20 protein-coding genes are annotated in these 25,620 nt (G+C 70.5%); 11 read left to right on the forward strand and 9 right to left on the reverse strand.

What is annotated here, in order from left to right; translation table 11 throughout:
* Window positions 1-5 precede the first annotated feature (5 nt).
* Together GTY96_RS16795 and GTY96_RS16800 are read left to right on the forward strand one after the other, a co-directional pair.
* Window positions 6-1,082, forward strand: coding sequence for a tetratricopeptide repeat protein (locus GTY96_RS16795; protein ID WP_161665272.1), 1,077 nt, complete (start codon window positions 6-8; stop codon window positions 1,080-1,082).
* 63 nt (window positions 1,083-1,145) lie between these two features.
* Window positions 1,146-1,586, forward strand: a complete 441-nt coding sequence (locus GTY96_RS16800; RefSeq protein ID WP_161665273.1) for a PH domain-containing protein — start codon at window positions 1,146-1,148, stop codon at window positions 1,584-1,586.
* Between the two features lie 18 nt (window positions 1,587-1,604).
* Here GTY96_RS16800 and GTY96_RS16805 read toward each other — a convergent pair whose 3' ends face one another.
* Complete coding sequence (locus tag GTY96_RS16805; protein ID WP_161665274.1) at window positions 1,605-2,444, reverse strand: FHA domain-containing protein; 840 nt, start codon at window positions 2,442-2,444, stop codon at window positions 1,605-1,607.
* Window positions 2,445-2,568: 124 nt separating this feature from the next.
* Window positions 2,569-3,204 (reverse strand): outer membrane beta-barrel protein, encoded by a 636-nt coding sequence (locus GTY96_RS16810; protein WP_143901993.1) that lies wholly within the window; start codon window positions 3,202-3,204, stop codon window positions 2,569-2,571.
* A 187-nt stretch (window positions 3,205-3,391) separates the two neighbouring features.
* Here GTY96_RS16810 and GTY96_RS16815 point away from each other — a divergent pair, with 187 nt between their 5' ends.
* Window positions 3,392-4,594, forward strand: coding sequence for a carbohydrate-binding family 9-like protein (locus tag GTY96_RS16815; protein WP_161665275.1), 1,203 nt, complete (start codon window positions 3,392-3,394; stop codon window positions 4,592-4,594).
* A 16-nt stretch (window positions 4,595-4,610) separates the two neighbouring features.
* On the opposite strand, the gene GTY96_RS16820 is transcribed toward GTY96_RS16815, so the two are convergent.
* Complete coding sequence (locus tag GTY96_RS16820) at window positions 4,611-4,871, reverse strand: hypothetical protein (RefSeq protein WP_143901989.1); 261 nt, start codon at window positions 4,869-4,871, stop codon at window positions 4,611-4,613.
* The gene (locus GTY96_RS16825) at window positions 4,868-7,183 is read right to left on the reverse strand and encodes a DNA internalization-related competence protein ComEC/Rec2 (protein ID WP_235685670.1); all 2,316 of its coding nucleotides are present in this window, start codon (window positions 7,181-7,183) and stop codon (window positions 4,868-4,870) included. The genes GTY96_RS16820 and GTY96_RS16825 overlap by 4 nt, the downstream gene beginning before the upstream one ends.
* Window positions 7,184-7,521: 338 nt before the next feature.
* Here GTY96_RS16825 and GTY96_RS16830 point away from each other — a divergent pair, with 338 nt between their 5' ends.
* On the forward strand, window positions 7,522-8,016 hold the full coding sequence (locus tag GTY96_RS16830) for a CarD family transcriptional regulator (RefSeq protein WP_014398206.1): 495 nt from the start codon (window positions 7,522-7,524) through the stop codon (window positions 8,014-8,016).
* A gap of 111 nt (window positions 8,017-8,127) precedes the next feature.
* On the opposite strand, the gene GTY96_RS37210 is transcribed toward GTY96_RS16830, so the two are convergent.
* On the reverse strand, window positions 8,128-9,897 hold the full coding sequence (locus GTY96_RS37210; protein WP_201756143.1) for an FHA domain-containing protein: 1,770 nt from the start codon (window positions 9,895-9,897) through the stop codon (window positions 8,128-8,130).
* A 172-nt stretch (window positions 9,898-10,069) separates the two neighbouring features.
* On the opposite strand from GTY96_RS37210, the gene cysS reads away from it, so the two are divergent.
* The 7 genes from cysS (at window position 10,070) to GTY96_RS16870 (ending at window position 20,605) form a co-directional block, all read left to right on the forward strand.
* Window positions 10,070-11,539: a cysteine--tRNA ligase gene (gene cysS, locus GTY96_RS16840; RefSeq protein WP_143901987.1), complete on the forward strand. Its 1,470-nt coding sequence runs from the start codon at window positions 10,070-10,072 to the stop codon at window positions 11,537-11,539.
* Between the two features lie 45 nt (window positions 11,540-11,584).
* On the forward strand, window positions 11,585-13,273 hold the full coding sequence (locus GTY96_RS16845; RefSeq protein WP_161665276.1) for a M28 family metallopeptidase: 1,689 nt from the start codon (window positions 11,585-11,587) through the stop codon (window positions 13,271-13,273).
* 79 nt (window positions 13,274-13,352) lie between these two features.
* A complete protein-coding gene (gene uvrB / locus GTY96_RS16850; protein ID WP_186001910.1) occupies window positions 13,353-15,515 on the forward strand; it encodes an excinuclease ABC subunit UvrB in 2,163 nt (720 codons plus the stop codon).
* 15 nt (window positions 15,516-15,530) lie between these two features.
* The gene (gene uvrC, locus GTY96_RS16855; RefSeq protein ID WP_161665277.1) at window positions 15,531-17,471 is read left to right on the forward strand and encodes an excinuclease ABC subunit UvrC; all 1,941 of its coding nucleotides are present in this window, start codon (window positions 15,531-15,533) and stop codon (window positions 17,469-17,471) included.
* 138 nt (window positions 17,472-17,609) lie between these two features.
* On the forward strand, window positions 17,610-18,128 hold the full coding sequence (locus GTY96_RS16860) for a DUF507 family protein (protein WP_014398200.1): 519 nt from the start codon (window positions 17,610-17,612) through the stop codon (window positions 18,126-18,128).
* A gap of 60 nt (window positions 18,129-18,188) precedes the next feature.
* Window positions 18,189-19,589, forward strand: coding sequence for a hypothetical protein (locus GTY96_RS16865; RefSeq protein ID WP_161665278.1), 1,401 nt, complete (start codon window positions 18,189-18,191; stop codon window positions 19,587-19,589).
* A 653-nt stretch (window positions 19,590-20,242) separates the two neighbouring features.
* Entirely contained in the window at window positions 20,243-20,605 is a 363-nt protein-coding gene (locus GTY96_RS16870; RefSeq protein ID WP_143901975.1) for a hypothetical protein, read from the forward strand.
* Here GTY96_RS16870 and GTY96_RS16875 read toward each other — a convergent pair.
* The 4 genes from GTY96_RS16875 to GTY96_RS16890 form a co-directional block, all read right to left on the reverse strand.
* A complete protein-coding gene (locus GTY96_RS16875; protein ID WP_143901973.1) occupies window positions 20,602-21,936 on the reverse strand; it encodes a di-heme oxidoreductase family protein in 1,335 nt (444 codons plus the stop codon). The two genes, GTY96_RS16870 and GTY96_RS16875, sit on opposite strands and share 4 nt — an antisense overlap.
* A gap of 20 nt (window positions 21,937-21,956) precedes the next feature.
* Window positions 21,957-23,042: an imelysin family protein gene (locus tag GTY96_RS16880; RefSeq protein WP_143901972.1), complete on the reverse strand. Its 1,086-nt coding sequence runs from the start codon at window positions 23,040-23,042 to the stop codon at window positions 21,957-21,959.
* Between the two features lie 55 nt (window positions 23,043-23,097).
* Window positions 23,098-24,501, reverse strand: a complete 1,404-nt coding sequence (locus GTY96_RS16885; RefSeq protein ID WP_235685671.1) for a hypothetical protein — start codon at window positions 24,499-24,501, stop codon at window positions 23,098-23,100.
* Window positions 24,502-24,620: 119 nt separating this feature from the next.
* Window positions 24,621-25,601, reverse strand: coding sequence for a DUF3108 domain-containing protein (locus tag GTY96_RS16890; RefSeq protein WP_143901970.1), 981 nt, complete (start codon window positions 25,599-25,601; stop codon window positions 24,621-24,623).
* Window positions 25,602-25,620 lie beyond the last annotated feature (19 nt).

Below are 25,620 nucleotides of genomic sequence, written 5' to 3' on the forward strand. Positions count from 1 at the left end.
GGGACATGGTTCGCACGCGCAGGTTCCAGCTCGCGGTCTCGGCGGTGGTGTGTCTTGGCACGGCGGCGACGTCCGCCTGGGCGCAGGGCACGGGTGCACCGACTCCGACCGCTGAAGCGAAGCCGGCCGTTGCCCCCGCCGCGAAGGCGCAGACTCCTGGCTCCGAAGCGAAGCCCGCTGCCCCCGCCGCGAAGACGCAAGCTCCTGGCTCCGAAGCGAAGCCCGCTGCCCTGGTGTCGATGACGCAGGCCTCTGTCCCCGAAGCGAAGCCGGGCGCGAGGACGCAGGCCGCGGGGGCCGAAGCGCAGCCCGCCTCAAGGGCGCAGGCTTCTGCCTCCGAAACGCAGCGGGGGAGCCCCGAGCCCGTGCGCACGTCGCAGCCGGTGCTGGCGGCCACGCGGATCCGCGACGGGGATGCGCTGATGCGTGAGCGCCGCTACCGAGAGGCGGCCTTCGCCTTCCTCGACGCGGAGCACGCGGCGCCGGACCACGTGGAGGCGCGCTTCAAGCTGGGCAACGCGCTGGCGGTGCTCGGGTACTACGGGCGAGCCATCGAGGAGTGGGAGCACGCCTCGCGCCTCACCCAGGACGCGGCCATCCGCCAGAGCGCCCAGGACAACATCGCCCGGGCGCGCGCGAAGCAGGAGGAGTCCGGCACGTCGCCGCAGGCCACGGGCCAGGCTCCCGGTTCGGGTCCGGTGGCGGACACGACGAGAGCCCAGGCCCGTCGCGCCTACGAGCAGGGCGTCCAGCACATCGGCCAGCGCGCCTACGCGGCCGCGCTCCAGACGCTGACACAGGCCCTGCAACAGGAGCCGCTGCTGACCGTGGCCTACATCGCGCGGGGCAGCGCCAACATCGGGCTCAGGCGCTACGCGGAGGCCGCGGCCGACTATCAGTTCGCGCTGAAGCTGGAGCCGGACTCGGCCTCGCCGCTGTACGGGCTCGCCGAGGCGTACCGCGCCCTGGGCCGCAACCTGGAAGCGCGCGACCTCTATGAGCGCTATGCCCGCTCCACCGCCTCCGATGTCCGTCCTGAACTGAAGGAGGAATCCCGCCAGAAGGCCGAGCGCCTGCGCTGACCGCCTGGCAGGTAGGCGGACAGCCACTGCTGGAGGGGTTGTCCAGGCCACTATTTTGAGGTCATGGACGGACGCGAACGGACGGTGGAGGGGAAGCAGGCGCAGCAGGTCTTTCGCCCCCGGCGTGTGCTCGCCGCGGTGATGGCGGCCGCGGGCCTGCTGTGGGTCGGGGTGCTCGTCTACCTCTTCCACTTCGACGGCGTGCCGCTGGAGACGTTCCTGTCCGCGGCCTTCTTCGTCGTCTTCTTCGCGGTGTCGGTCACCTACTACGGGCGCACCCGCATCGAGGTGGACGCCCGGGGAATCACCTGCCGGGGCATGGTGCGCACCCGGCGCTTCTCCTTCGCGGACATCCGCAAGCTGGATGTGCTCCCGGGTCCCGTGACGGTCTACGCCATCCGGGGCAGCAAGGGCTTCGTGCACTTCACCAGTTTCTTCCGTCACCACCGGTACCTGGCTCGGCTCCTGGTGGAGCGCGCCGGCCTCTCCCCGCTGCCCGCGTGACGCCCGCGCCGCACAGCCTCACCCGGCCGCTGTCAGCGCGTAGGTGAGCACCAGTCCACTCAGGGCCAGCAGCACGCCCAGGGCGATGATCCACCCGTCCGAGCGAGGGGGCCTTCGTTCGGGAGGCAGCAGCGCTTGAGCCCCGTTCCGGGCCGCTGCCGCGTCCTCCACGGGCTCCGGAGCATCTGGGTTCGCGCCCGATGCATCATCGAACGCCGCCTGGAAGCGGAGCAGCGAGCGCCCCAACTCCACGACGTCGCCATCCGCCAGCCGCGCGGGCGCCTCCAAACGGACGCCGTTGAGGAACACGCCGTTGGGCGTGCCCAGGTCCTCCAGCACGAACCCCGACTCCTCGCGGAGGATCCGCGCGTGCATCCGGGACACGGCGCGGTCGCGCAGCCGCAGCGCCACACCCTCGCCCCGGCCGATGTTCGTGCAGGCCTCCGCGAGCGCATGCGCGCGTCCGACGTCCAAGCCGGTCAGACAGGTGAGGGTGGCGGCGCGGGAGGGGCGGGTCTCCGAATCCGTCAGCAGGCCCTTGAGCACCGCGACGGTGCCCACGCCTCGCTCGGGGGCACCTGGCTCGGCGAGCACCCGCAGACACATGCCGTCGGGCAGGCCCAGCACCTCCCCTGGGAGCACCAGTCGCGCCACGCCGGGCAGCACGCGCACCGCGTTCACGGTGAAGCTGCGCACCGCCTCCACCATGAGGCGCTGGGATTCGATGCGCAGGGTCAACAGCCCTGGAGGCAGGCCCTCCAGGTGGACATGGTCCTCCGGGCCACCGCCCAACGAGTGGAGGCCTTCGGTCAGCTCGAACGGGGTGGGGGTGCCCAGGTGCTCGAATTCGAAGCGCATGCGAGTGCCCGGCAGCAAGCGTCACGCCTGCCGCCGGGCGCTGCGTTTTCGCGAGGTTGCCCGGGCGCTCCCATCCATCCCCGGCCCCCCATGTCCGGAGGACGGGACGGCGGACCGCCGCGCGCTAGAAGGTGGCGCCCAGGTTGAGGGTCCCCACGTACCGGCCGCCCTTGCTGAACGTCTCGTCGCCCCCGAGGTTCACATCGGATGGCGGCACCGCCAGGGCGAACTCCTGGTCGAACAGGAAGTTGTAGTTCACGCGCGCGTCGGCGGTGAAGCTGCCCATGTGCAGGCGCAGGCCCGCGCCCACCGGCACGTTGCCCACCGTGTCGTCCTGGAAGCCCGGGGCGAAGGCGCGCACGTTGTAACGGCTGATGCCCAATCCGCCCATGATGTACGGCTGCACGGGCGTGGCCGTCAGGCCCAGCGTCACCGCCGCCTGCGCGCCGTTGCGCACGATGTCCGGGCCATTCGTGTTCGTCGCCAGCACGCGGCTGTTGTTGAACTCGCTGATGGCGCCCGTGTAGCCCAGCTCGATTCCCAACACGTTCGTCGGCTTGATGGCCACCGTCACGCCGTAGGCCAGACCTGGATTGATCTGATCCCGGAGGACACTGGTGTATCCCTCCACGCCACCGCCCACGAGGAACGTGAGGCCCCTCATGTCCGAGGATCTGCGCAGCTCCGTTGAAGCCGCCTGCGCGGATCCCGCCGCCAGAACCGCGACCACCGCCGCGCTGGCAATCAGTCCCTTGCTCATGTCGTTCCCCTTGCCTGTGATGGACCGAAACATGGGGTGCCCTCGCGGCCACGCCAACAAGACCCCGGGGGCCCGCTGGCTCGGTCGCCCACCCTTGCGGACGGGTTGCCCACGCTGGGGAAGCGCGGTGTCCCCGCGTGGAAGAACGCTTCCCGGAAGGCGGGGAAGGGTAGACTCGGCGCCTTCGATGCGCCTCCGCCCCCTCGACCTCGCCCTGCTGATGTCCTCCCTCCTCTTCGTTGGCGCCTGCCGCGACGAACAGGCGGGCCCCGCCCACCGCACGCCCCGGCTCCCGGCGCCCACGGCGCCGCGGACGCTGGACGCGGCTCCGGACGGCCTCACCTACCGCGGCGGAGCCACCTTCGCGGGCGGCGCCGTCGTCTACCTGGGCACGCGAGTGACGCCAGAGCGCGCTCCGCCGGGGCAGCCGGTGCGGCTCTCGCACTACTTCCAGGCCGTGCGCGCGCCCCCGCAGGGCTTCCACTTCTTCGTGCACGTGGTGGATCCGGAGAGCGGCCAGATGATTGGCAACGCGGACCACGAATTCCAGGACGGCGCCGCGCCGCTGGAGACCTGGCCGGTGGGCCGGGTGCTGGAGGACGTGCACACCGTCACCATGCCGGCCGTGCCCGCACGGGTGGTGCTGGGCTTCTGGCGCGACGAGGAGCGGCTGGCGGTGGATGATCCGCGGCAGCAACTGGGGGACAACCGCGTGCGCGGCCCGCTCCTGGGCGGCGAGCCCCCCGCGCTGCCGGAGTACACCGTCACGCGCGTGAAGAAGGCGCCGGTGCTCGATGGCGTGCTCGACGACGAGGCCTGGAAGGGCGCGAAGCCGGTGACGCTCGTGGGCAGCTTCGACGGCCGGCCCGCGCGGCTGCGTACGCAGGCCCGGCTCGTCTACGACGACGCGCACCTGTACGTGGCCTTCGACGTGGAGGACCCGGACGTCTGGGGCACGCTGCGCAACCGCGACGACTCCATCTACGAGCAGGAGGTCGTGGAGGTGTTCCTCGACGCCAACGCCGACGGCCGCACCTACAACGAGCTGGAGGTCTCACCCCACAACGTCATCTTCGACGCGTACTTCCCCGCGCGGCGCCAGGGCATGGACCTGTCGTGGGACTCGGGGATGAAGACGGCGGTGAAGGTGCGGGGCACGCTGGATGACGCGTCGGACCGGGACGAGGGCTGGTCGGTGGAGATGGCCATCCCGTTCAACCGGCTCGCGGAGGTACCGCACATCCCGCCCCAGCCGGGCGAGCGCTGGCGCTTCAACCTCTACCGGCTGGAGCACCACGACCGCAGGCAGGTGGAGGGCCAGGCCTTCTCACCGCTCTTCATCGGTGACTTCCACGCGCTGCCGCGCTTCGCGTGGCTCGTCTTCCAGTAATGGGCGCGGCCTGGGGTCAGGCGTGGGGCGAGATGTCCCAGGGCGCATCCGCGACGGAGCGCTCCGCCGGGTCGCCCAGGAAGCGCACGAACCCCTGGGACTCCAGCGTGTCGACGAGCTCCTCGGCCTCCAGCTCAGAGAACCGGTTCCCGCGCATGGCGAGCAGCATGTCGCGCATGAGGGACTTGCCGCGCAGATAGCCCACGGGCTCGCCAGGACCCAGCCGGGACTTCAGCTCGGCGGTCAGCTGCCGGAGATCAAGATCATCGGAGATCATCGCCCTCCAAGGTGGGCCTGCTCACCCCTCCCGGCAATGGGGAGGGGCTCCGGCGCGGCATGCGGCAGGAAGGACACCAGGCGGACGTCCTGCCCGTCGCTCTCCAGGGCCACGGCCCCATCCCGGTCGGTGCGCCAGCATTGGGTGCCCATGGCGCGGTAGCGCGCCTCCACCTCGGGGTGTGGAAAGCCGAACCGGTTGCGTCGGCCCACGCAGAACACCGCGTGACGGGGCCGTGTCCGCGCCAGCAGTGGCGCGGTGGACGAGGTGCGGGAGCCGTGGTGCGGGACCTTCAGCACCGTCACCGGCCCCAGCGCTTCTTCCAGGGCGGCCTCGCCGTCCTCCTCCACGTCGCCCGCCAGCAGCACGGTGACGTCGCCATGGCGCACGCGCAGCACCACGCTCCGGTCGTTCGCGCCCTCCATCAGCTCCCGGTCCACGGGAGGACCCAACACCTCCAGCGTCGCCTCGCCCAGCGCGAACGCGGGATGCCCCACCTGCACCTCCTCCACCCGGGCGCCCTTCGCCGCGGCCACGATGCGCCGGGACAGCGGACCGTCGGTGCTCCCCGCGGACAACCACAGGCGCTCGGTGGGCACCTGGGCCAATGTCGACACGAGCCCCAGCGCATGGTCGGGATGCGGATGGGACAGCACCGCGAGGTCCAGCCGTGAGACGCCCTCCGCCCGGAGGAAGGGCAGCACGAAGCGCTCCCCGGTGTCCGCGCCCTCCGGGACGCCCCCTGCGTCCACCAGCGCATGGTGCCCCTGGGAGCGGAGCACCACGGCGTCCCCCTGGCCCACCGACAGGAAGGTGATGCGCAACGCGGGCTCCGGGGTGAGCGCGGGCAGCAGCAGGGCGCCCAGCACGGCGCCAGGGACGAGCACGCCCAGGAATCGCCACCGCCCCGAGCCAAGCGCCCAGCCTCCCAGCCCCACCGCGTACGCCCCGCCGAGCAGCGCCCCCAGCGCCGGCACCTCCACCGCCGCGAAGGGCACGGCCGCGAAGCCCCGCGTCAGCGCGAGAAGCAGCTCCGAAGCCCATGCGCCCGCCCACAGCACCGGCATCGCCAGCGCGGGGGCGACGACGAAGAGGGCCGCGCCCCCCGCGGCGAGGCCGGTGAGCAGGCCACACAGGGGCAGGGCGACGATGTTGGAGACGAGCCCCACCAGGCTCACCCGTCCGAACGCCGCCGCGACCACGGGCAGCCCCACGAGCGTCGCCGCGGCGCTGGCGCAAAAGGTCTGCGCCACCGTCTCACGCGCCTGGGCGGCCCACCGCTTCAGCCGCCGGGGCTCCGCCGGCTCTGGCCGCGGGAGGGGCAGGGCCTCGCGCAAGGCGGGCGACAGCAGCACCAGCCCCAACACGGCGAGGAACGACAGCCGCAAGGACAGGTCCACGACACTCGAGGGCGTCCAGGCCACCAGCACCAGCGCCGCCAGCGACAGCCCGTTGAGCCCATCCGCGCGCCGCCACAGCGCCAGCCCCAGCAGCACGGCCGTGGCCATCACCGCCGAGCGCACCGCGGGCGCCTGGTTCCCCGTGAAGAGCACATAGGCCCAGACGAAGGGCACCGCCGCCGGGGCCGCCACCCGCCGCGCCTCCAGCGTGCGCCACCGTCCTCCCAGCCACACCAGCCCGCGCCGCAGGAGCGCGAGCGTCATCAGCGCCAGCGCCGCCACGTGCAGCCCGCTGACGCTGAGCACATGCGCGAGCCCCGCCCGCGAGAAGGCGTCCTCCCAGGCCGCGTCCAGGTCCGCGCGCTGTCCGGCCGCCAACGTCAGGAACAGCGCCGCCGCGTCCGGTGAGGGCGCCACGCCATGCACCGCCCCCGTCAGCCGCTCCCGCACCGCCTCCAGCGCGAGTCGCCACTGCGGGGCAGGGGAGAGCGCCAGCACCCGTCCCGGGACGAACCCGCCCGTGAAGGCCACGGCCTGCCGCCGTCGCGCCGACGCGAAGTCCCGCTCGCCCGGATTGGAGGGAGGCGCGTCGGGCACGAGCCGGGCCTCCACCCGCACGCGCTGGCCAGCTTGCAGGTCCAGGCCCTCTCCCCGGCCGGAGAGGCTCGCGCGGAAGCGGGCGGGGACGTGGGGCCCTGGCGCCGGCCCGGCCCGGGCCACGGCGAGCCGCAGCCGGGTGGCGCCGTCGAACCGCTCCACCCGCTCCAGCTCGCCTTCGAGCAGCGCGGCTCCGCCGTCCGCGAGTCCCGGGGGCACGTCGACCCGCGCCTCGAAACCGGAAAGCCCCGCGCCCGTCAGCGCCAGGGCGCCGAGCACCGCGAGATGGGCTCCTGGCCGTGGGCCAAGCGCCATTCCCATCAGTCCCAGGCAAAGCGCGCAGAGGAGAAATACCCCGGCGGCGCTCCCTGTTCCGGTTGCCCAGAGGGCGCCGAGCAAGAGGCTCAGCGCAGGAAAGAACAACGGACGCGCACCCAGGTCGCGCCACCCGAAACGAACCAACACCCACCCCCACCCACCGCCCAGTCCGTCTGGTAGCGCTCACACACCGAGCGACACCGCACACAAAATCGGACACCGTAGTGCGGCCCGCATCGGGTGGTCAAGGCGATTTCGTTGCCCGTGGATGTGGTTTGTGGTAGTAGTGGCGGGCTCGAAGGCCGGGGGCGAAGCTTTCTCCAAGGAGGCAGTTAGTGCAGACCAGCTTCAAGACTGGTGACAAGGCGGTTTATCCGGGCCAGGGCGTCGGTGAGGTCATGGGCATCGAGCACACCGAGGTCGCCGGGCAGCGCCAGTCGTTCTACGTGCTGCGCATCCTGGAGAACGGGATGCGGATCATGATCCCCATCAACAAGGTCGGTTCGGTCGGCCTGCGGGAGATCATCAGCGAGGAGGACGTCAAGCAGGTCTATTCCATCCTCCGGGAGAAGGACATCTCCGTCGACTCGACGACGTGGAACCGTCGATACCGCGAGTACATGGAGAAGATCAAGACGGGCTCCGTCTTCGAAATCGCCGAGGTGCTGCGCGACCTGTACCTGCTCAAGGGCGACAAGGACCTGTCGTTCGGCGAGCGCAAGATGCTCGACACGGCGCGCTCGCTGCTCATCAAGGAGCTGTCGCTGGCGAAGGACTGCTCCGAGGAAGAGGTCGAGTCCGACCTGAAGAAGATCTTCAACCTCGCCTGATTCGGTGGTTCGACGGGCAGGCCCACGTGGCCAGCCCGTCCGCATCCCGCGCCCCGGGTTCCCTCGCTGGAATCCGGGGCGTCGTGTTTCTGGAGGCCGGTGCCACCAGCCTTACGGCGTCGCGGGCGCCTGGGCATCGAGCAGGGTCAGCTGCGCGCGGGCCTCGGTGTTGGTGCTGTCGTATTGGAGGGCGGCGTTGAAGGCCTCGCGAGCGTCGTTGAAGCGGCGGGCGCGCGCGGCCTCCTGGCCCGTGTTGACGTAGAGGCCGGCCAGCTGACGGCGGAGCCCGGCTCCCTGGCGGCTCCAGCCTTGGGAAAGCTCCTGGTCCAGGCGCACGGCGACGCCGAGCGCGTCGAGCGCCCGGGGGCGGTCCTGCTTCGCCAGGGCGGTTCGCGCGGTGGCTTCGGCGGTCTGGAAGCGGGTGAGCTGCTGCACCAGGGGCGCGAGGTTCGCGCGGCGGGCCTGGGCCAGCGCGCCGGAGACGTCACCGGATTCGTAGCGGGAGAGGATGTCCGCGCGAAGGCGTTCATCTGGGGTGCCGGACGCCGCGGCGGCCACGGGCCCCCTGTGCATGGATCCAGAGGAGGCGTGGCCGGAACCCCGGGCCGCGTCCGAGCCGCCAGTCCCCGGCTTCGCGGAGCCCATGCCCCGTGCGATGTCCGAGGCGCTGGGGGACTCCTCGGCCACCGTGGACGCCGAGCGGGTGTGCTCGCCCCGTGCGATGTCCGAGGCGCTGGGGGACTCCTCGGCCACCATGGACGCCGAGCGGGTGTGCTCGCCCCGCACGATGTCCGAGGCGGCAGCAGAGCCCTCGCCCGTGTGCGGACCTCGAGTGGGGTGCGTGGCGCTCGGTGACGTGCTGCCGGCCTTCGAGGTCGCGGAGCTCCGCTGCATCCCCCGCGCGATGTCCGTGGCGCTGGGGGCGGAGTTCGCGGCCACGGGGCCCTCATGCAGGCGCTGGATGCCGTCCGACGCGCCCGGCGCCGCGCTGCCCTGAACGGTCCGACCGTCCTCCGGAGCGCCGGGGCCTGGCGCCTTCGCATCGGGGCCCCGTGCACCCTCCGCCGGTTCCGAGGCCTCCCGGGGCGCCCCGTCCTCGGTGGCGCGAACCTCCGTCGGCGGATCCGCGCGCGTGTCCTTCGTGGGCGTCGGGTCCGCGGGCGACGCGGCCGTCATCCGCATGGCCATGATGCTGATCAGCGCCGCCACCGCCGAGCCCACGACCGCCGCGGCCAGCGCCACGGCGACGCCGCCCAACGGGCGCTTCGTCCTGCGCGGCAGGATGGGTTCCAGCGAGGTCGTGCTCACCGTCGGCCCGCCGCCCGCGCCGCGCACGCGCAAGGTCGCGTTGCCCAGGCTCAGCTCGTCGCCGGGCCGGATCTCCACCTCGCCCTTGATGCGGATGCGGTTGACGAAGGTGCCGTTCTGGCTGCCCAGGTCGCGCACCATGAACCCATTGCCCCTCCGGGTCAGCTGCGCATGGCGGCGGCTGATGGAGGCATGCTGGAGTCGCAGGTCCGACGTCGACGAGCGCCCCAACGTGATGGACCCCTGGCGCAGCGGCACGAGCTGCCCCGCGCCGGGGCCGCGCTCCACGTAGACGAACGCGGGCGTCATGCCGGGATCCGTATACTCCTTCGCCCAGTCGTACCGGGGGGACAGCTCCCGGTCGGACCTCGTCCGCTCGCCCGGCCCGCGCCGCTTCAGCTTCCGGGGGCCCGCCGGGTACTGCGGCACGCGCTGGGGACGCGGATCATCCGCCTGGAGGGGCGCCACCTCGTCGTCGTCGAACGGAAGCTCCTCCGCCGAATCATCCGAAGGCGCCTGCTGCCCGGGCGGACGGGGAGGGCGCGGCGGACGCTTGGGATTCGGCGGGGCCATGCGGGCCATTCTCCCAGGTTGCAAGGCCCCGAACAGGGCCCCACCGGCGTTTGCGCGGATGTCCGACGCTTCCAACGCCAAGTGCTGGCCTGTGTGCGACCCGGGATCCTAGAGTGTGCACCGCGCCGCGCAAGTCTCGCGCCCGCCTCGCACCCCAGGAGGACCCTCCACCGTGGCCCCCCCATCCATCCGGCTCTTCAACACGATGTCCATGCAGAAGGAGCCGCTGGAGCCGCTCGTGCCCGGCGAGGTGAAGGTCTACGTCTGTGGGCCCACGGTCTACAGCTACATCCATATCGGGAACGCACGCACCTTCACGTCGTTCGACGTGGTGGTCCGCTACCTGCGCTATCGCGGCTTCAAGGTGACGTACGTGCGCAACTACACGGACGTCGACGACAAGATCATCAAGGCCGCGCACGAGACGGGAGAGACGCCCGTGGCCCTCGCCTCGCGCTTCGTGGAGCTCTTCCGCGAGGACGCCCGCGCGCTGCACCTGCGCGAGCCGGACGTGTCCCCGCGCGTGAGCGAGACGATCCCCGAGATCATCGCCATCATCCAGACGCTCGTCGACAAGGGCTTCGCCTACGAGGCGAAGGGCGACGTGTACTTCGCCGTCAACAAGGACGACGACTACGCGAAGCTGTCCAAGCGCAACCTGGATGACCTGTGCCAGGGCGAGCGCGTGCAGCCCGGCGACCTCAAGCGCGAGCCCCTGGACTTCGCGCTGTGGAAGGCGGCGAAGCCCGGCGAGCCGTCATGGGACAGCCCCTGGGGCAAGGGGCGGCCGGGCTGGCACATCGAGTGCTCCGCGATGAGCGAGAAGTACCTGGGCCGCTCGTTCGACATCCACGGCGGGGCGCTGGACCTCATCTTCCCCCACCACGAGAACGAGATCGCCCAGAGCGAGTCCGCCACCGGCCAGACGATGGCGAAGTACTGGATGCACTGCGGCTTCCTGGACCTGGAAGGCGCGAAGATGTCCAAGTCGCTGGGCAACGTGGTGCGCCTGCGCGACGCGCTCGCCAAGGTGGACGCGGAGGCCCTGCGCTTCTTCTTCCTCTCCACGCACTACCGCCACCCGCTCAACTTCGGGGAGAAGTCGCTCCAGGACGCCGAGGGGCGCATGGAGTACTTCTACGAAACGCTGCGCAAGGTGGACGAGCGCGTGGCGGGCAAGGACTTCGGCAAGGGGCCGCTGCACGGCGACCCCGCCCGCTTCCTCACGGAGTTCGAGTCCGCCATGGACGACGACTTCAACACCGCGGGCGCGCTGGGCGCGCTGTCGGGTCAGTTCGGCCTGATGAACGAGCTCACCGACAAGCCGCCCGTGAAGGACAAGGCGCTGGTGGGCCGCACGCTCCAGGCGCTGCGCGAGCAGGTGCGGGAGATGTCCCGCGTCCTGGGCCTCTTCGAGGACGACCCGGGCGCGTGGCTGCTGCGCCGCCGCGACCGCGCGGTGCTCGAGCGCGGCATCGACGTGGCGGAGGTGGAGCGGCTGCTCGCCGAGCGGACCGCCGCGCGTGCCGCGAAGGACTTCGCCAAGGCCGACCAGGTGCGCGGAGCGCTCAAGACGCTCGGCGTGGACATCATGGACACGCCTGCCGGCACCTCCTGGAAGGTGGCGGCGCCCGCCGCCTGAAAACCCGCTGGGGGGCGCCCATGGGGCCGTGTTACGCACGGAAACATGAGGCTCCTCCCGGCGCACCTCCCCGTCCTGTTCGTCGCCCTGTCCTCGGCCTCCGCCCTCGCGGCGGGCGCGCTCACCGTCACGCCGCAGGAGAAGGTGGCCGAACAGGCCATCACGCAGGACCTGCTCCGCGCGCACGTGCGGTTCCTGGCGAGCGACCTGCTGGAGGGCCGGGGCCCCGGCACGCGCGGCGACGCGCTGGCCCAGGAGTACATCGCCACGCAGTTCGAGGGCCTGGGCTTGAAGCCCGGCGCACCGGACGGCGGCTACCTTCAGCGCTTCGACCTGGTGGGCATCAACAGCCACCCGGGCGGGATGGCCTTCCAGGCGAAGGCGGGCCGCGTGGAGCTCAAGCCGCGCGAGGACTTCATCGCCGTGTCCGGCGTGCAGGCCCCCGAAGCGAAGCTGGACGCGTCCGAGCTGGTGTTCGTGGGCTACGGCATCGTCGCGCCGGAGTTCCAGTGGGACGACTTCAAGGGCGCGGACCTCCGGGGCAAGACGCTGGTCATCCTCAACAACGACCCCGAGGATGATCCGCGCCTCTTCGCTGGCAAGGCGCGCCTCTGGTACGGCCGCTGGGACTACAAATACGAGCAGGCGGCGAAGACGGGCGCGGCGGGCGCCATCATCATCCACACCACCCCCAGCGCGGGCTACCCGTGGCAGGTGGTGCGCACCTCGTGGACGGGCGAGCAGTTCGAGCTGCCCGCCGGAGACGCGCCCCGCCTCCAGGTGAAGGCGTGGACCACCGAGGACGCCACGAAGCAGGTGATGGCGCTGGCGGGCCAGGACCTGGACGCGCTGCGCGCCGCCGCGCAGAAGCGGGACTTCCGCCCCGTGCCCCTGGGCGTGACGCTGTCCCTGCGCCTCACCAACGAGGTGCGCCGCCGGCCCACCGCGAACGTGCTGGGCCTGCTGCCCGGCAGCGACCCCGCGCTGGCGAAGGAGGTGGTGCTCTACAGCGCGCACCATGATCACCTGGGCCAGAAGGACGAGGGCAAGCCGGGCGAGGACGTCATCTACAATGGCGCCCTGGACAACGCGGCGGGCGTGGCCGCGATGCTGTCGGTGGCCCGGGCCTTCACCGCGCTGCCCACGCCGCCGCGCCGCTCCATCCTCTTCGCCGCGGTGGCCGCGGAGGAGTACGGCCTGCTGGGCTCCGCGTACCTCGCCGGCCATCCGCCGGTGCCCCCGGGTCGCATCGCCGCCAACATCAACGTGGATGGCGGCAACGTGCTGGGCCGCACCCGCGACATCACCGTCATCGGTCTGGGCAAGTCCAGCCTGGACACCTTCGTCACCGCGATGGCCAGGACGCAGGGGCGCACGGTGAAGGCGGATCAGCTCTCCGACCGGGGCTTCTTCTACCGGTCGGATCAATTCAACTTCGCGCGGCAGGGCATCCCGGCCGCCTACTTTGGCAGCGGCATGGACTTCATCGGCCGGCCGGAGGGCTGGGGCCGCGAACAGCGCGGCCAGTGGGAGGCGAAGCACTACCACCAGCCCTCGGATGAGATCCGCCCGGAGTGGGACCTGTCCGGCGCCGTGGAGGACACCCGGCTGTTCTTCCAGGTGGGCGCCCAGGTCGCGAAGGCCCCCCAGATGCCCGTGTGGAACAAGGGGGACGAGTTCGAGGCCGCCCGCTTGAAGTCCCTGGAGGCGCTGAAGGGCGCGCCCGCGAAGTAGGGGGGCGCTCCGTCTTTTGCCAGACGGACATGCACGAAGGTTCAGTACACAGGCAGCGGGGATGTTAGATCTGTCCCCCATGCCGGAGTTCGAACTCGTCAGTGAGCACAAGCCAGAAGGCGACCAGCCGCGGGCCATCGGGGAGTTGACCGAGGGCCTGCTGCGGGGCGACCGCTACCAGACCCTCCTGGGCGTCACCGGGTCGGGGAAGACGTTCACCATGGCGAACCTCATCGCCAACGTGAAACGCCCGGCGCTGGTCATCGCGCACAACAAGACGCTGGCGGCGCAGCTGTACGGCGAGTTCAAGGGCCTCTTCCCGAACAACGCCGTCGAGTACTTCGTCTCGTACTACGACTACTACCAGCCCGAGGCCTACGTCCCGTCGACGGACACCTTCATCGAGAAGGACTCGTCCATCAACGACAACATCGAACGGATGCGCCACTCGGCCACGCACAGCCTGCGCACCCGCAGCGACGTCATCATCGTGGCCAGCGTGTCGTGCATCTACGGCCTGGGCGCCGCGCGCAGCTACGTGGACCTGGCCATCCGCGCCACCGTGGGCGAGGACATGGGCCGCGACGGCTTCATGCGCAAGCTGGTGGAAGCGCAGTACGAGCGCAACGACCTGGACTTCCACCGCGGCACCTTCCGCGCCCGGGGCGACACCGTGGAGGTGTTCCCCGCGTACGAGGAAGAGCGCGCCGTGCGCGTCAGCTTCTTTGGCGACGAGGTGGAGCGCATCACGGAGTTCGACCCGCTGCGCGGCCAGACGCTGGGCCAGCTGGAGAAGATCGTCATCTTCCCCGCCAGCCACTACGTCGCGGGCGCGGACGCGCGCCAGAACGCCATGCGCACCATCCGCGACGAGCTGGCCGAACAGCTCCAGCGATTCAAGGCGGAGGGCAAGCTCGTGGAGGCGCAGCGGCTGGAGCAGCGCACCCTGTTCGACCTGGAGATGATCGAACAGGTCGGCTACTGCAACGGCATCGAGAACTACTCGCGCCACTTCACCGGGCGCGCGCCGGGGGAGTCCGCCCCGTGCCTCATCGACTACTTCCCGCGCGACCTGCTGGTGCTCATCGACGAGAGCCACCAGACGGTGTCACAGATTGGCGCCATGTACCGAGGCGACCGCGCGCGCAAGGAGACGCTGGTCAACTTCGGCTTCCGCATGCCCAGCGCGCTGGACAACCGGCCGCTGAAGTTCGGTGAGTTCGAGGAGATGGTCCCCCAGGCCGTCTTCGTCTCCGCGACCCCCGCGGAATACGAGCTCCAGAAGTCCAAGGGCGTGGTGGTGGAGCAGATCATCCGCCCCACCGGCCTCACCGACCCGGAGGTGGAGACGCGCCCCGCGGGCAACCAGGTGGACGACCTGCTGGAAGAGGTCCGCGTGCGCGTGTCGCGCAAGGAGCGCGTGCTGGTGACGACGCTCACCAAGCGGATGGCGGAGGACCTCACCGAGTACTACAGCGACGTGGGCGTGAAGGTGCGCTACCTGCACTCGGACATCGACGCCATCCAGCGCATGGCCATCATCCGCGACCTGCGCCGGGGCGAGTTCGACGTGCTCGTGGGCATCAACCTGCTGCGCGAAGGCCTGGACATCCCAGAGGTGTCGCTGGTCGCCATCCTGGACGCGGACAAGGAGGGCTTCCTCCGCAGCCACGTGTCGCTCATCCAGACCATTGGCCGCGCGGCGCGCAACGTGAACGGGCGCGTCATCATGTACTCGGATCAAACGACGGACTCCATGAAGCGCGCCATGGAGGAGACGACGCGCCGCCGCGACATCCAGCGCGCGTACAACGTGGAGCACGGCATCACGCCGCGCTCGGTGAAGAGCAACATCACGGACTTCAGCGAGAACATCCCGGACTACGACGCCGGCGCGGGCGCGCTGCCCATGGCGGCGGAAGGCGAGAACGACCTCCTGGAGCCCAAGGAGATCAAACGCCTCATCGCGGAGTTCAGCGCGGACATGCTCAAGGCCGCGGACGAGATGCAGTTCGAGAAGGCCGCGGAGTTCCGCGACCGCGTCCAGCTGCTCAAGGATATGGACCTGGGGCTCAAGCCCGCGTCGCGTTCGCTGCTGCGCGCGCCCCCCAAGGCGGTGGATCAACCCGGCACCACCCCGAAGAAGGGGCGGGGACGGGGGCGGCCGTCGGGCGGCTCTTCTGGCGGGTCGTCGGGGGGGGCCTCGGGGCCCTCCGGACGTTCGCGGACGCGCAAGAGCTAGGAGCGAGGCCCCGCCATGGACATCCGGCTGCAGGAAAAGCTGGACGCGCTGCCCACCGAGCCCGGCGTGTACCTGATGAAGGACAAGCGCGGGCAGATCATCTACGTGGGCAAGGCCGTGAACCTGCGCAGCCGCGTGCGCAGCTACTTCAACCGCTCCGGCGACACCCGCGTCTTCGTGTCCCTCCTGGACACGATGCTGGGCGACCTGGAGACGGTGCTCGTCCACAACGAGAAGGAGGCCCTCCTCCTCGAGAACGAGCTCATCAAGAAGCACAAGCCGCGCTTCAACGTCCTCTTGAAGGACGACAAGCAGTTCATCTCCCTGCGCCTGGACCGCACCCAGCCGTTCCCCCGGCTGGAGGTGGTGCGCAAGTACGAGAAGGACGGCGCGCGCTACTTCGGCCCCTACTCCAGCGCGGGCGCCATCCGCGAAACGCTGCGCCTCATCAACCGCTTCTTCCAGCTGCGCACCTGCACGGACCACGTGCTGGCCAACCGCAAGCGGCCGTGCCTGCTCCATCAGATTGGCCGGTGCCCGGCCCCGTGCGTCTACCCGGTGCCCCCGGAGGACTACCGCAAGAGCGTGGACGAGGTGGCCATGTTCCTGGAGGGCAAGGCCGGAGAGCTGATTGAAGGCCTGCGCCTGCGCATGAAGCGCGCCGCGGTGGAGCTGAAGTTCGAGGAGGCCGCGCGGGTGCGCGACCAGCTGCTCGCCATCGAGCGCAGCCTGGAGCGCCAGAAGGTGGCCACCAGCGACTTCAAGGACCAGGACGTGTTCGCCTTCCACCGCGAGGGCGACCGCATCCTCTTCTACGTCCTGCACGTGCGGCAGGGCCGGCTCAACGGCGGCCAGGCCTTCCCCTTCGGCAGCCAGGAGTTCCCGGATGACGAACTGCTCGCCTCGTTCGTGAACCTCTACTACGACCAGGGCGGCTTCGTGCCGGAGGAGGTGCTCCTGCCCCTGGAGCCCGGCGACGGCACCGAAGGCCTGGAGGCCCTGCTCACCGAGCGCAAGGGCGAGCGCGCGCGCGTCTTCGTCCCCAAGCGCGGGGAGAAGCATGAACTGGTGAACATGGCGCTGAAGAACGCGGAGCAGGCGTTCGTGGAGAGGAAGCGCACCAAGGACGAGACGGACACGGTGCTGTCACGCCTCCAGTCCAAGCTGGGCCTGCGCAACTTCCCGCGCCGGATGGAGTGCTTCGACATCTCCCACTTCCAAAGCTCCTCCATCGTCGCGTCGCAGGTGGCCGTGACGGACGGGGAGACGGACAAGTCGCGCTACCGCAAGTACAAGATCAAATCCGTGGAGAAGCAGGACGACTTCGCCAGCATGTACGAGGTCATCACCCGCCGGATCAAGCGCGGCGTGGAGGACGGGGACCTGCCGGACCTGCTGGTCATCGACGGTGGCAAGGGGCAGCTCGCCAGCGCGCACGCGGCCATGAAGGACCTGGGCGTGGAGGGGGTGGACGTGGTGGGCCTGGCCAAGAGCCGCGATCAGGACGTGTTCGACCGGGACGCCGAGAGCGCGAAGAGCCCCGAGCGCGTCTTCGTGCTGGGGCGCAAGGACCCCATCGTCCTGCCGCAGAACTCGGCGGAAATGTTCATGCTCACGCGCATGCGCGACGAAGCGCACCGGTTCGCCATCACCTTCCAGGGCAAGTCCATGCGAAAGAGCGCCATGCGGTCGGCGCTGGAGGACATTCCCGGCGTGGGCGAAGGGCGGCGGAAGATGTTGCTGCGCCACTTCGGTTCTCTCAAGCGGGTGGGGGACGCCAGCATCGAGGAGCTGGCGGAGGTCGTGGGCCCGGCGATGGCCGAGCGCGTCCACGCGGGCCTGCACGGCGACCCCGAGGAAGACAGCGAGGACCCGGTGCGTGAGGCGTCCCTGGATGATGCTTCCGAACCCGCGCATGAAAAAGCGGATGGAGGGTCGCCACCGGGTACGGCATGATTAAGTTCCGGTTCGGACGCCGGGGGGGCTGGCCGCTGGAACCCGCGACGTTCCTAGGGTTTTTCATTGCGACCATGCTCGGCGCTGATTTATAGCGGCTGAAGATCCGAGCACGTTTGAAGAGGACGAGGGACCGACATGAGGCTGTATCCGAAGGTGATCCCGATCATCTCGCGCGAGGCCATTCAGCAGCTCATGCAGGACGGGGACATCGAGGTGGAGCCGATGCGCGTGGCCGACGCCGAGATGGACCTGTCCGCCATCATGCGCGAGTACCTCGCCAACGAAGAGCGTGTGAACCAGGCGACGCGGGAGGCCCTGGAGCGTCGAGGATATGACTACTCCAAGTTCAACCAGGTGAAGCGCGAGATGGCGGACGTGCGCGGCTTCAAGATGGGGGACGAGGGCATCGAGTACGTCATCAACCAGATGATCGAGTTCCTCCTCATCAGCCGGAACGTCGAGGAGGTCTACTCCCCGGACAACGTGCTGCGTCAGAAGATGTTCCAGGGCATGAAGAAGCACCTGGACGTGGACGACGAGATCGACCGGGAGGCCCGCTCGAGGCTGAAGCACCTGCAGGAAGGCACGAGCGCCTTCGACATCGAGTACAACAAGACCGTCGAGCAGATCCGCCGCGCTCGCGGCCTGATTTAGTCCGGGGCGTGCCACGGCCCGCTCCGCTGCCTACCTTCAAGTTCAAGGGAGGCAGCGTCGATGGCGGGTCCAATCACGAGCATCTTGCTGTCCGGTGTGCTGGCGGCGTCGCCAGGGGGCGACGGGGTCGCGTTCGAGGGCCGGAAGGCCAGCGCGAGGACCGAGCAGACGGACGGCTACTTCTTCGAAGGTCTTCTCCCGTTCAGTGACCTGACGGAGCGCGGTTCGGGGCAGGCGTCGCTCTCCGTGGAGGATCGCGTCGGAGTCCCGAACGCGACCTTCGGCGACAAGGCGCGGCTCACCGCGAGCCTGCGTGTCGGGGGCTCGGACTACCGGGTGGAGCTGACCCAGGTGGGCTTTCCCCCCATCCAGGCGATGTCGCGAGCGCCCGCCGGGCCGCTCCCCGGGCCGCCTCCGCACCTCATCGAAGGCGGCGTGATGATGGGCACGCCCATCTACGGCGAGACGGGCATCGGGTGGCGCGCCACGACGCGTGCGCACGCGGCGATGGCCGTGTGGGGCATTGGCAGCGTGTGGCGCAACGGGGCGCTGCTGACGGACTCGGCGCTGGTGCATGCGGCGGCGCTGGATGCGGGCACCTTCGCGGACGACGACACCGCGAGGCTGTTGCGCGAAGCTCGGCCGGGCGACACGGAGCTGATGGTGGTGGTGTGGAATCTGCCGCCGCAGGCCGAGCCGCGGGGTTACCTCCAGTTCCTCTACGACAACGTGTCCATCGAGGTGGACGGGGTCACGCTGCCCTCCGTGGCGGTGATCCCGACGACGGGGGAGTTGCCCCTTTCGCTCGTGGGGCTCACGCCGGTGGCCCCGACGGCGTTCCCTGCGGCGGTGGCCCCGATGTCACCACCGCGCTTCGCTCCGGCCACCGAGGGCACGGGAGGCAGTGGGACGGTGGGCACGGTGACGTCCGAACCGACCCTGGGGCCGACGACGGGGACGGTGGAGACGCCGCCAGTCGCGCCGCCCTCGCTGCCCGCGCCCGCGCCCGCGACGTTCAGCGGTTCGTTCTCCGCCGCGGCGCCGTCCAACCCGCCTGCGATTGTTTCGGGGGTGGAGCCGGGCTCCACCGCCACGGTGGGGCCGGGGACCTTCGCCACGCCCCCCACGGTGGCGGGCGTGTCCGTGGGCGGTTTCACGACGCCGCAGGTGTCCGCGCCGGACTTCAATACCTTCTTGGGCACGGGTCAGGTGAGCCCGGGCATCATCTCCACGGTGCCGCCGCTGTCGCAGTCGTCGACCACGCCGCCGCCGCCCATCCTGGGGACTCCGGCGCCGCTCAACACGGGCACACCACCGCCGCTCCTGGGGACGCCCACGCCCTTGAACGCGGCGCCCAGCACGCCGTTGCCCTCCACGCCGGCCCCGGCCAACGCCGCGCCGGCCACGGGAGCCGCCGCGGCCCCAGCGCCCATCGGTGGCCCGGCGGCCCCCGTCCCCTGACGAGGATGGGGGGAGGACCGGACGCCACGGTCCTCCTCCGCGCCCCAACGTCGGGCCGGAGCCGCGGTTCTCCTCCGCGCCCCAACGCCGGGGCGGAGCCACGGTTCTACTCCGCGCTCCAACGTCGGGCCGGAGCCAGGGGCCCCCTCCGCGCCCCAACGCCGGGGCGGAGCCACGGTCCTCCTCCGCGCCCCAACGCCGGGGCGGAGCCACGGTCCTCCTCCGCGCTCCAACGCCGGGGCGGAGCCACTGTCCTCCTCCGCGCCCGACGCAGAGAGATGACGTCACGGTCCTCCTCCGCGCCCACCGCAGACCGCGCCGCAAGCAGTTGACGGCGCCGCCAGGGCTCAATCGCGCGCCTCGGAATGCCAGGGCGCCGGTCTGGAGTGTCAGGCCGCCGGGGCCCGCGACCCCCATCGACCCACTTGCTCCTGTATCGGGAGCCCTGACTCCAGCCAGGGGACGAAACGCAGTCACCTGTCCACAGGGGGCACCCACACGGAGCCGAAGCTGCCATCGCGGCACGTGCCGAAGCGCACCGCGGGGCGTGCCTGAATGTCGAGCCCGGCGAGCTCTGGTCCCGGGACCTCCTCGCACCCGTGGGCAGGGCTTGGAAAATTGACCGGACGCTACGGGCCTGTAGCTTCCTGAGCATGCCCTCTCCCGTCGCAGCCCTCGCCACCCCCGCGATGTTGCGCCGCACCGACCCCGTTCGCGGGGCGGTGGAGCGCCTGGCCCACGCGCTGCCCGCTCGCGCGGACACGAGCGTCCTCTTGGACTTCGTGGAGGATGACCTCCGCGAGGGCCTGGATGCCCTGGGCGACGTGCAGGCCCACTTCCATGACCTGCTCCTGGCCCTCCAGCGCGACACGCTCACGCCGGTCACCCTGTTGAACGCGGGCGAGGACCTGCACGTGCTCCAGCGCCTGGAGGACCTGCACGAGGTGGTGACCCACCTGCGCCGCCGCATGTCCCAGGCCGCCGGGATGCTCCGCGACGGTTCGGTCGCCCGCTAGAGCGACTGGAGGAAGCGCACCAGCGCGGCCCGGTCGCTGGCGGAAAGGCTGCGGAACCCCTCCCGCGCCCGCTCCGCTTCGCCGCCGTGCCACAGCACCGCCTCTTCCAGCGTCCGTGCCCGCCCATCGTGCAGGTAGCTCGAATACGGAAGGATGGTCTGCGTCAGCCCCAGGCCCCAGAGGGGCGCCGTGCGCCACTCGTTGCCGGTGGCATCCCCATCCGGCCGCCCGTCCGCCAGACCCGCGCCCATGTCGTGCAGCAGCAGGTCCGTGTACGGATGGATGCGCTGGTGCGACAGCTCCGCCACCGGGTGCTCACCCGTCTCCAGCGTGTCGCGGTGGCACGCCACGCAGCCCAGGTCCTTGAACTTCGCCTCACCGCGCTTCACCGCCGCGTCGTCCATCGCCGTGCGCGCCGGCACCCCGAGCGACTGCGCGTAGAACACGGCCGCGTCCAGCGTGCGCAGGGGCAGCTCGAAGGTGCCGTCGGCTTCCGGGAAGAGGGGCGATGAAATCCCCATGTCGTTGAAGTACGCCTCCGCGGACTGCTGCCGCAGGTTGGGGCTGTTCGCCTTCCACCCGAAGCGGCCCGGCACCAGCGCGCGCGCCTGGACGTCCCACACGGTGTTCAGCCGCCCGGACACCCCGTCGCTGTTCGCGTCCGTGGGGTCCGCGAGCGCCTGGAGCGTGGCCACGTCCACCGCTTCCAGCAGCCCCAGCCCGACGACAGGAGGCGGCAGGCGCAGCGACGTCCGCATGTTCGAGGGCGGCGCGGAGCCGTCCGGCATCACGATGGTGATGCGCGGCGAGCGCAGCCCGTACGCCGTCCCATCCGCGTACGTCCCCTCGCGCTCCTCCCAGGCGAGCGTCACGCTGGCCTCTGGCGAGGCGCCGTAGACGGCCTGGTCTTGAATCTGGAGGCCCAACCCCGGCACGGGCACCGCGCCGTTGGGGTGGTCCGGCGTGCCGTCCGGGAGGCTCACGCGCACCAGCAGCTGCGTGCGCTGCGGGCCTCCGCCCATCACCGGCATGCCCCGCCCGTTGCGCAGGTGGCAGCCGTTGCACGAGGTGTTGTTGTACGCCGGCCCCAGCCCCGGGTTCACCGGGGCCGGGCCGGGCACGAAGACGGCGGCGAAGGCGGCGTCGCCCTCGCGGTGCAGCGCTTCGTGCTCCAGGCTGAGGTTGGGGGCGGCCTGCGCGAACGCCCGCGACGTGCGGTCGTTGATGGTGGTGTCGCCCCCCGCGCGCGGCGGTGCCTCCGGAGCTTCGGTGTCCTTGCCGCCGCAGCCCGCGAGCCACAGCAGCGCCCCGAGTCCGAATACCCGTCGCATCGCGTTCCCCTGCTTCAACATCAGTTCAGGATGACAGCCTTCACGTTCACCTGGAAGGTGTCGTGCAGCTTCCGGATGGCGGCCTGCGCCCCCTCGATTTTATCCGCGGAGGCCGGGTCCTTGATGGACACCGGGAACGGCTCCGGCACCTTGCCCAGCGCCGCGATGGCCGCCGCGATCTCCGCCTTCACGCGCGTGTCCAGCGCCGCGTCGCGCTCCTTCACCACGTCCGACATCGACAGGCCCTTGGCCTCGCTCTCCGGGCGGTGGCCCAGGTAGACGTTCTCCACGCTGCGGATGTTGTTGGTGAAGTCAGACAGCGAGTTGAGCGCGAACTGGCTCTCCACCAGGTTGGGGTCCTTCGCGTCGTACGGGTCGGCGATCTTCCCGTTCGCCACCTCGTCGAGGATGGTCAGCACGCCGCCCAGCATCTCCTGCGCGCCCGACTCCACGGTGGGGTACACGGTGTTGCCCGCCTCGCCCGCCTTGGCCAGCGTGTCGCGGTAGGGGGACTGCCCATTCACGCCCGTCGTCCAGGACGACGCCAGGTTGCCCGACACCGTCTTCAGCTCCGCGGTGAGCGCGAGCAGGTACTCGAACTGGCGCGCGTTGAAGTCCGCCGGCTTCTTCGCCTGGCCCTCGCCGAAGAGCAGGTACTCCGTCGTGTGGTAGCCCTTCTGCGTCTCCTGCAGGCCGCTTACGTACTGCTGCGTCAGCTTGTCGCTGTTGCCCAGCACCGCGTCCAGGTCCGTGCGGTTCACCGGCCAGCTGTCCATGGCCGGGTCCCACCCGTAGCTGTCCACCGGCCCGAAGAGGAACGCCTCGCTCTGCTCCCACGGCACGCGCGCGGCGAACCACGCGTCCTGTGCCGCCTTCAGCGTCGTCGCGCTGGGCGCGTTCTTCAGCGCCTGCGCCGCCGCGTCCAGCTCCACCATGCGCGTCGCCAGCAGGTTGTAGGTGGGGACCACCACCGCGTCCGCGAAGTTGACGACGAGCTGCTGATCCAACGAATCCAGGTTGGTGTTGCCACCGTCATCGTTGCTGCAGGCGCCCGTCAGCAGCGCGCCACCCACCAGCAGGGAGAGTTTGAGGGAACGGGAGAACATGGGATGCCTTGTGACCTTTCTTGCAACTGCGTTTCAGACAGTCGGGAGTGACGAATCAGTAGACGAAGCCCGTCGACATCCGGAGCGTGTTCTCCGGGCGGAAGGCCGAGCTGCCCATGCGCCGGTGTCCGAAATCCAGCTTGAGGACGGCGAGCCCCGCGAGCGTGTAGCTGGCGCCCACCGTGTAGACGGTGCGCTCGAAGCGAGGGTTGTCGAAGAGGTCCGCGCGGGGCTTGAACTGGGAGTCCATGAAGTCCACGCGGACGTACGGCTCCAGCCGGTGGTTCCCGTTGAGTCCCAGCGAGGGCGCGATGTCGTAGCCCAGCTCGCCCCAGGCGGAGAGCGCGTTGTCGGACACCGGCGTGCGCAGCACGTTGAGCAGGTTGGACAGGCGCGCGTTGCGCGCGGACACCGCCGCGGCGTTGCCCAGGTGGCCGTACATCACCATCGCGTGCGCCCGCCAGCGGCCCCGCTTCACCGACAGGTGCGCGTCCGCGATGAACAGCGGCGCGTTCACGTACCCGCACGGCGCCACCACGTTGGGGTTCGCGTCATCACACTGCTTGAGCAGGTCCGGCTTCGGCCGGTTGCGCGTGGTGCCGCCGTAGTAGGCGGACACGCCGAAGGTGAACCCCTCGAAGCGCCGCACGTCCGCGCGCAGCACCGCCGCCAGGTCGGAGGCGCGCACCAACTCGAAGCGCTTCTGCAGGCCCGTGGCCACCCACGTCTGCGAATTGAACCCCGTGGAGTCCAGCCCGTTCACCACCTGCCCGGTGAGCCGCACACCCCAGGGGATGTCCCACCGCACCTGCATCCCCATGTCGTTCCACGTGTTGGGGATGATCCGCGTCTCCGCCTCGGAGCGGGTGGTGCCCAGGTAGTCCGTGGGGCGGTAGTCCGAGAAGAGCGTGCCCACCGCGACGTAGAAGCGGCCCACCGACACCTCCACCTGTCGGCCCAGCTTCTTCGTCAGGTACAGCTCCTCCACCATCGCTTCGCCGGCCTTCTCCACGTCGGTGTCGAACTCGCCGAACTCCTCGTACTCGAGCTCCATCGCCGCGCCGGTGCCGCCGTGTTCGAACTCCACCTCGAACTCGGCCTCGAGGCCGTACTCCGGGAGCCCCGCCTCCAGCTCCAGCGACAGGCGCGTCGTGTCGAACGCCAGCCGCGAGTCCTTCTGGGACCCGTTCGCCCGGTTCTGGTTCTCCCCGTAGTTGAAGTACGCGAACTGGAGGTCCGCGTAGGCATTGATGTCCAGGTCGAGCTTCGGCTTGCTGCCCACCGTGAGGACGGTGTCCGTCTTCTCGTCCTCCCCGACTCGGCCGTCATCAAGGAAGCGCGTCCGGCGTCCGCGATTCTCGTCGGCCCTTCGCGGGGCCTCCGCGCGGGCCACCAGCGGCAGCAGGAACAGGGGGGCACACAGCAACGTCAGGAGAGGACTCAGGAGTTGGGGACGCATCGAGCGGCGCGCACCCTACGCCCGGGGTTTTGACTTTGCAAACCACTCTCATTTGGATGGCAAGGAAAAGCCCGCGCTCCCGGAGGAGGCGGGCTGGGGGGTGGGGCTTCAACCCCGCGTCACCACTTGAGATCTTCCTTGCCCTGGCTCTCCAGGGGTTTTTCTCCGGGGCGTTTCACACCGGAGAGGGTGAGGCGCACCGCGCCCAGATCGATGGCGCCCACGGCGGCCAGGGGCAGGCGGCGGTCGTCGTCGGTGATCCACACGTGCACGTCGCGCGTCTGCGACGGCCGGTCCAGGCGCACGGCGGTGCCGGCCAGGTGCCACGCGTCGAACTCGCCCAGGGGCAGGGACACGTGCTCGCGCTCCACCACGGTGGCCGTCATCCGCCACATGCGGCGGATGCCGTACACGTCGAAGCACACGGGCAGGTCCTTCTTCAGGGGGAGCTGGCGGATGAGGTAGATGGCGCCGGCGACGTCCAGGCCGTCCTTGTCGAACGTGTAGTCGTAGTGGCCGCGGGGCTTGTCGCTGACCTGGTAGTCCACCTTGACGCTCTTGTCCTGCGCGCCGAAGACGACGTCCACCTTGCGGCGCTGCTCGTTCTCCACCGCCTCCTCGGCGTAGCGCGACGGGCGCAGCGTCTTGGGGTGCAGGTAGCTGGTCGCGCTGCCGCGCACCCGGCGCACCTTGGAGAAGAGCGTGTTGGTCTGCGCCTCCACCAGCACCGGCAGCGTGCCGCTCACGGGCCGCTGCACGCGCATGGTGAGCTTGCCCGCCTTGGCGCCCATGGCGTCCAGGTCGAACTCGAGCAGCTCTCCAGGCTTGAAGGCCAGAGGCGTGCGCAGCGCGGGCAGGCCCCGCTCACAGGGCTGCACCGCGACGACAGGCTCGTTGGCGGACGCGGCCGACGCCGCGTCCCCGGTGTTCGACTCCGGGTTGGAGGAGCTCCCCGCGTCAGGGTTGGCCTCCACGGCGCCCGCGCCTGGGCGCAGGGCGGAGGGGAGGGTGAAGGGCTGGGCCTGCTGGGCCTGACCCGGGGTGGCGCTGACGGCGCTGAACGCGAGACAGGCCGCGACGAGGGTGCGCATGGAGCTCATTCTGCTTCCTCCCAGGGGG

Origin of the sequence: Corallococcus silvisoli (assembly GCF_009909145.1) — a bacterium.
In the GTDB taxonomy this organism is placed as follows: Bacteria; Myxococcota; Myxococcia; order Myxococcales; family Myxococcaceae; genus Corallococcus; species Corallococcus silvisoli.